Origin of the sequence: Kitasatospora sp. NPDC056800, assembly GCF_042789775.1 — a bacterium.
Taxonomy (GTDB): domain Bacteria; phylum Actinomycetota; class Actinomycetes; order Streptomycetales; family Streptomycetaceae; genus Kitasatospora.
Window position 1 is genome coordinate 23225 of sequence record NZ_JBHUAL010000117.1, and the last position, 6412, is coordinate 29636.

Here is a 6412-nt window from a genome sequence, read left to right on the forward strand (position 1 = left end):
GCGGTGAGGTGCGTGCCGGTGGCTGACGCGGGTTCGGCCGCGGTCGGCCTGCGAGCGGCGCGACCAGCATCACCCGTGCCGGTCCGGTCCGCCACGTTAGTCCACTTTCGGCCCATTCCGGCGGGCAGGCTCCGGATCGCCGCCCGAGGATGACGATCAGCGGGGCTCGCGCCTCCGGAGTGCGACCTGCGTCAAGTGGTCTACACCAATATATGTGTACTCCGACGAACGCGGGAACGGCCCCGGGTGTTCCCGAGCCCTGCCCGAGGGTCCCGCCGGGCCCCCGGCAGGCAACTGCTCTCGGAGGGCGAAGGATGAGTTCGGCAGGCGCCACGGCCCCGCAGGCCAAACGATGGCACATCTTCTACGGCGGCCTCCAGAAGATGGGCCGCTCCCTGCAGCTCCCGGTGGCGGTGCTCCCCGCCGCGGGCATCCTCAACCGCCTCGGCCAGCCGGACGTGTTCGGCAAGGACGGCCTCGGCTGGGACAACGTCGCGAAGGTCTTCGCCTCCGCCGGCGGCGCGCTGCTCGACTCCTCCTTCGGCCTGCCGCTGCTGTTCTGCATCGGCGTAGCGATCGGCATGGCGAAGAAGGCGGACGGCTCGACGGCGCTCGCCGCCGTGGTCGGCTTCCTGGTGTACTACAAGGTCCTGCACGCCTTCCCGGAGAGCTGCAAGCCGCCGACGGTGCTGGTCAGCGACCAGTGCGTGGACTACAGCTCGGCGAAGGCGGCGGCCGCGACGTTCCAGAACCCGGGGGTGCTCGGCGGCATCCTGATCGGCCTGATGTCGGCCTGGCTGTGGGTGCGGTTCCACCGCACCAAGCTGGTCGACTGGCTCGGCTTCTTCAACGGCCGCCGCCTGGTGCCGATGATCACCGCGCTGGTCGGCATGCTGACCGCCGTGGTGGCGCTCTGGGTCTGGCCGCCGATCGGCCGCGGCCTGAACGACTTCTCGCAGACCCTCTCCGACCTGGGCGCGGGCGGCGCCGGCATCTTCGGCCTGTTCAACCGGGCCCTGCTGCTGATCGGCATGCACCAGCTGCTGAACACCTTCGTCTGGTTCCAGTTCGGGGAGTTCACCAGGCCGGACGGCGCGATCGTGCACGGCGACATCCCGCGCTTCCTGGCGGGCGACCCGACGGCCGGCCAGTTCCAGTCCGGCTTCTTCCCGATCATGATGTTCGCGCTGCCGGCCGCCGCGCTCGCGATCGCGCACTCGGCGAAGCCGCACCGGCGCAAGGAGATCTACGGCCTGATGCTCTCGGTCGGCCTGACCTCCTTCGTGACGGGCGTCACCGAACCGATCGAGTACTCCTTCGCCTACATCGCCCCGGCCCTGTACGCCGTGCACGCGCTGCTGACCGGCGCCTCGATGGCGGTGACCTGGGGGCTCGGGGTGCACGACGGGTTCAGCTTCTCGGCCGGCCTGATCGACTACGTGATCAACTGGGGACTGGCCACCAAGCCGTGGCTGATCATCCCGATCGGCCTCTGCTTCGCCGTCGTGTACTACGCGCTCTTCCGGTTCATCATCGTCAAATTCAACCTGAAAACTCCCGGTCGGGAGGACGAGGCCGAGGTCGAGGACGTCACCAAGGCCTGAACCCGGGCGTCACCCGAGTTATCCCCGCAAAGGCCTCCGGACCACCGGTCCGGGGGCCTTCGGCATTTCCGAAAGCCCGGCCGACCGGGCCCAACGCGCCTGGCAGGGCCCACCGGAGCACGCTGTGCTTTTGTTGCGCGATTAGCCAAAATCGATTTTGTTGCGCAGTCGGCCAAAATCCCAATCGCGGTCGCTACCATGATCGCCATTCGGTAAGTAGGTTTCGATTTCATAGCGCTTCCCGGCGACACCGCTTTCCGGGGTTCCTCGACTTCTCCACCCGTGCTACAAAACTGGTCTACACCACGTGTGGTGTAGACCAGTTCGCGGTTCGGCCCCTGTGCCTTCCCCCCGACCGACCGCCATGCCGTTAGGAACCCACCCCCATGAGTCAGTCTGCGCAGGCACCGGCGCCCGCCACGGCTCCGGCCTCACCCAGCCCCGCCAAGAAGTTCGGCCAGAACCTCCTCCAGGGTCTGCAGAAGATCGGTCGCAGCCTCCAGCTGCCCATCGCCGTGCTCCCCGCAGCCGGTCTGCTGATGCGTCTCGGCCAGGACGACGTGTTCGGCAAGGACGGCCTCGGCTGGGACAAGGTCGCCGCGGTGTTCAACACCGCCGGCACCTCGGTCTTCGACGCTCTGCCGATGCTCTTCGCGGTGGGTATCGCGATCGGCTACGCCAAGAAGGCGGACGGCTCCACCGCCCTCGCCGCCCTGGTCGGCTTCCTGGTGTACAAGAACGTGCTCACCGCGTTCCCGATCACCGAGTACAAGATCCTCCCCGGCAAGGACGAGGCGGCCACCTACCAGAACCCGGGTGTGCTCGGCGGCATCGTGATCGGCCTACTGGCCGCGGTGCTGTGGCAGAAGTACCACCGCACCAAGCTGGTCGACTGGCTCGGCTTCTTCAACGGCCGCCGCCTGGTCCCGATCATCATGGCCTTCGTCGGCACCGCCGTCGGCGTCTTCTTCGGTCTGGCCTGGGGCCCGATCGGCGACGCCATCAAGAGCCTGAACGACACCCTGATCGGCGCCGGCGCGTTCGGTGCGGGCGCCTTCGGCCTGGTCAACCGCGGTCTGCTGCCGGTCGGCATGCACCAGTTCGTGAACTCCTACGCCTGGTTCCAGACCGGTGACTTCACCAAGCCCGACGGCACCGTCGTGCACGGCGACCTGACCCGCTTCTTCGCCGGCGACCCGACCGCCGGACAGTTCATGTCGGGCTTCTACCCGATCATGATGTTCGCGCTGCCCGCCGCCGCGCTGGCCATCGCCCACGCCGCCAAGGCGCACCGCCGCAAGGCCGTCACCGGCATGATGGTCTCGCTGGCCCTGACCTCCTTCGTGACCGGTGTCACCGAGCCGATCGAGTTCGCCTTCGTCTTCATCGCCCCGGTCCTGTACGTCATCCACGCGCTGCTCACCGCCGTCTCGATGACCGTCACCTGGGCGCTCGGCGTGCACGACGGCTTCACCTTCTCCGGCGGCCTGATCGACTACGCGCTGGCCTGGAACAAGGCCACCGACCCGTGGATGATCATCCCGCTCGGCCTGGCCTTCGCCGCGGTCTACTACTTCCTCTTCCGCTTCGCGATCACCAAGTTCGACCTCAAGACCCCCGGTCGCGAGGACGACGACGAGATCGAGGACGTCACCAAGGCCTGACGCCCGCGTCACCGCCCGCTCCCGAGGCCCCGTCCCGCCGCTGCTCCCCCAGCGGCGGGGCGGGGCCTTCGGCGTACCCGGGCGCGCCCACGCGGCTCCGGCGGGCTCCCCGACCGGACTCCCACGGGGCTCAGGCGGGCTCAGGCGGGCTCCGGCGGGCGGAAACGACGGTTGACGAACCGCCGGACGCCCTGGTCAACTGAAGCGGTGAACGCCTCGTGCCCGCTGGTCACCCGCAGCCACATCGACTTCGGTCGCGTGTGGTCCGCGGCGTGTCGCGGCTGAGCTGACCGTTCCCCCACCGCCGCCCGGCTGACGTCCCGCCCGGCGCCGGTCCTCCCTCCCCCGCCCGTACGGGCTCCGCCCGCGGGCCGCCACCGCGCTCCGGCGCGCCCCCGCGCACCCGTGTCCCCGTACGGGTGCGCCGGTGCCCGCACGCGTCCGCACGAGGAAGCCAGGCTCACCATGCCCCGCCAGTTGCACCTGTCCGCAGCCCTCGACAGCCCCGGCCGTCTCGACGCCGGGCACTACACCGCCCTCGCCCGCCTCGCCGAGCGGGCCACCCTGGACTTCGTCACCCTCGACGACTCCTTCGCCGCCCAGCCGAGCCGCCCCGACGCGCTCGCCGCCCTCGCCCGGACCGCCCCGCTGACCGGCCGGGTCGGGCTGGTGCCGACCGTCACCACCACCCACACCGAGCCCTTCCACACCTCGATCTCGGTCAACACCCTGGACTGGGTGAGCGAGGGCCGGGCCGGCTGGCTGGTCGGCGTCTCCACGACCGAGGCCGAGGCGCGGGCCTTCGGCCGCCGCCCCGTCGCCGCCGAGGACGAGCTGTGGGCCGAGGCCGCCGACGCCGTCGAGGTGGCCGCCCGGCTCTGGGACAGCTGGGAGGACGACGCGGAGATCCGCGACACCGTCACCGGACGGTTCATCGACCGCGACAAGCTGCACTACATCGACTTCGAGGGCCCGCGCTTCTCCGTCCGCGGCCCGTCCATCACCCCGCGCCCGCCGCAGGGCCGCCCGGTGGTCGTGGTGCCCGTCGCCGCCGCCGACCTCGCGCCGGACGCCTCCCCGGGCGGGCGGGCCCGGGTCGACGCCGCGATCCGGCACGCCGACGTCGTCCTGCTCGACGCCCCCGACCGGGCCACCCGGCTGACCGCCGCCACCGAACTGCGGCTGCGGGCCGGCGAGAACCTGCGCGTCCTCGCCCGGCTCGACGCCGACCTGTCCGCCCTGCCCGACCGGGCCGCCGACGAGCGGCTGCTCGCCGAGCTCACCGCGCCCGGCACCGGCGTCGACGGCTTCCACCTCTCCCCCGCCGACGCGTCGCGCGACCTCGCCGCGCTGGCCGACCGGATCGCCCCCGCCCTGCGCGCCGCCGGACTGCTGCGCACCGGGTACACCGGCCGCACCCTGCGCGACCACCTCGGCCTGGCCCGCCCGGCCAGCCTCTACGCCGCCCGCCCCGCCGACGGCTCCCCCACCTCCCCTGCCTCCACCGCCTCCACCGCCGCTCCCGCCCTCGCCGAGGTGACCCGATGACGGACCGACCGCTCAAGCAGATCCACCTCGCCGCGCACTTCCCCGGCGTCAACAACACCACGGTGTGGAGCGACCCGGCCGCCGGCAGCCACATCGAGTTCTCCTCCTTCCGCCACCTCGCGCAGACCGCCGAGCGCGGGAAGTTCGACTTCTTCTTCCTCGCCGAGGGCCTGCGGCTGCGCGAGACCAAGGGCCTCATCCACGACCTCGACGTGGTCGGCCGCCCCGAGTCGATCACCGTGCTGAACGCGCTGGCCGCCGTCACCGAACGGCTCGGCCTGGCCGCCACCGTCAACGCGACCTTCAACGAGCCGTACGAACTGGCCCGCCGCTTCGCCTCGTTGGACCACCTCTCCGGCGGCCGCGCGGCCTGGAACGTGGTCACCTCCTCGGACGCCTTCACCGGGGAGAACTTCCGCCGCGGCGGGTACCTGGACCGCGCCGACCGCTACACCCGGGCCGCCGAATCCGTCCAGCTGGCACGGGAGTTCTGGGACGCCGGGGAGGAGCCAGTCCGGCACTCCGGCCCGCAGTTCGAGGTCGAGGGCCGGCTCTCGCTGCCGCGGCCGCCGCAGGGCCACCCGGTGGTGATCCAGGCCGGGGACTCCGACGAGGGGCGCGAGTTCGCGGCCGCCGCCGCCGACGTGGTCTTCTCCCGGCACTCCACCCTCGCCGACGGCCAGGCCTTCCACGCCGACGTCAAGCGCCGGCTCGCCGCGTACGGCCGCAAGCCGGACGAGCTGAAGATCATGCCCGGGGTCACCTTCGTCCTCGGCGACACCGACGCCGAGGCGGACGAACGGGCCCGGGAGATCCGCCGGGCCCAGGTGAGCCCGCAGACCGCGATCGCCTTCCTGGAGCAGGTCTGGGGCGTCGACCTGTCCGACCACGACCCGGACGGACCGCTGCCGGCCGTCGACCCCGACCCGGACAGCGGCCTGGTCCAGGGCCGGGTCCGGCACGCCGACCCGGTGGCCGTCGCCGAACGGTGGCGGGCGGTGGCCGCGGAGAAGAGGCTGACCAGCCGCGAACTGGTGATCGAGCTGACCGGCCGGCAGTCCTTCATCGGCGCGCCCGCCACCGTCGCCGCCGAGATCGACCGCTTCGTGCAGAGCGACGCGGCCGACGGCTTCATCCTCGTTCCGCACCTCACCCCGGGCGGCCTGGACGAGTTCGTCGACCGCGTGGTCCCGCTGCTCCAGGAGCGCGGGGTGTTCCGCACCGACTACACCGGCCCCACCCTGCGGGACCACCTCGGCCTGCCCGTCCCCGGCCTGCGCTAGCCGTACGCCGTCGGCCGTACAGCGAGCGCCGACGGCACGGCCGTGCGCGGTCAGCCGGTGCGGCGGCGGCGGATCAGCACGAAGGCCCCCGCACCGGCGCCGACCAGCAGCGCGCCGACGCCCGCGATCAGGCCGGTCCGGTCGCTGTCCGCACCGGTGGAGGCCAGGTTCGCGTCCACCGGCCGGGCGGCCGCGGCGGGAACGTTGTCCGCGGACAACACGCCGGGCTGCGAAGCGGCCGGAGCGGGGGCGGCGGGCGCCGTGGTGGTGTCGCCGGCCGGCTGGGCGACGCCCGCGCCGCCGTCCGGCTTCG

General features: G+C 72.1%; 5 protein-coding genes. 4 read left to right on the forward strand and 1 reads right to left on the reverse strand.

Translation table 11 applies throughout. The annotated features are described in order from the left end of the window. Window positions 1-314: 314 nt before the first annotated feature. The 4 genes from ACFRQN_RS24115 (at window position 315) to ACFRQN_RS24130 (ending at window position 6099) form a co-directional block, all read left to right on the forward strand. On the forward strand, window positions 315-1604 hold the full coding sequence (locus ACFRQN_RS24115) for a PTS transporter subunit EIIC (RefSeq protein ID WP_049655706.1): 1290 nt from the start codon (window positions 315-317) through the stop codon (window positions 1602-1604). A gap of 386 nt (window positions 1605-1990) precedes the next feature. Beyond that, window positions 1991-3268, forward strand: a complete 1278-nt coding sequence (locus ACFRQN_RS24120; RefSeq protein ID WP_049655708.1) for a PTS transporter subunit EIIC — start codon at window positions 1991-1993, stop codon at window positions 3266-3268. 465 nt (window positions 3269-3733) lie between these two features. After that, window positions 3734-4816, forward strand: coding sequence for an LLM class flavin-dependent oxidoreductase (locus ACFRQN_RS24125; RefSeq protein ID WP_380742010.1), 1083 nt, complete (start codon window positions 3734-3736; stop codon window positions 4814-4816). Next, window positions 4813-6099: an LLM class flavin-dependent oxidoreductase gene (locus ACFRQN_RS24130; RefSeq protein WP_380742013.1), complete on the forward strand. Its 1287-nt coding sequence runs from the start codon at window positions 4813-4815 to the stop codon at window positions 6097-6099. The genes ACFRQN_RS24125 and ACFRQN_RS24130 overlap by 4 nt, the downstream gene beginning before the upstream one ends. A gap of 50 nt (window positions 6100-6149) precedes the next feature. Here ACFRQN_RS24130 and ACFRQN_RS24135 read toward each other — a convergent pair. Next, on the reverse strand, window positions 6150-6412 hold a 263-nt coding region (locus ACFRQN_RS24135; protein WP_380742016.1), incomplete at its 5' end, for an LAETG motif-containing sortase-dependent surface protein.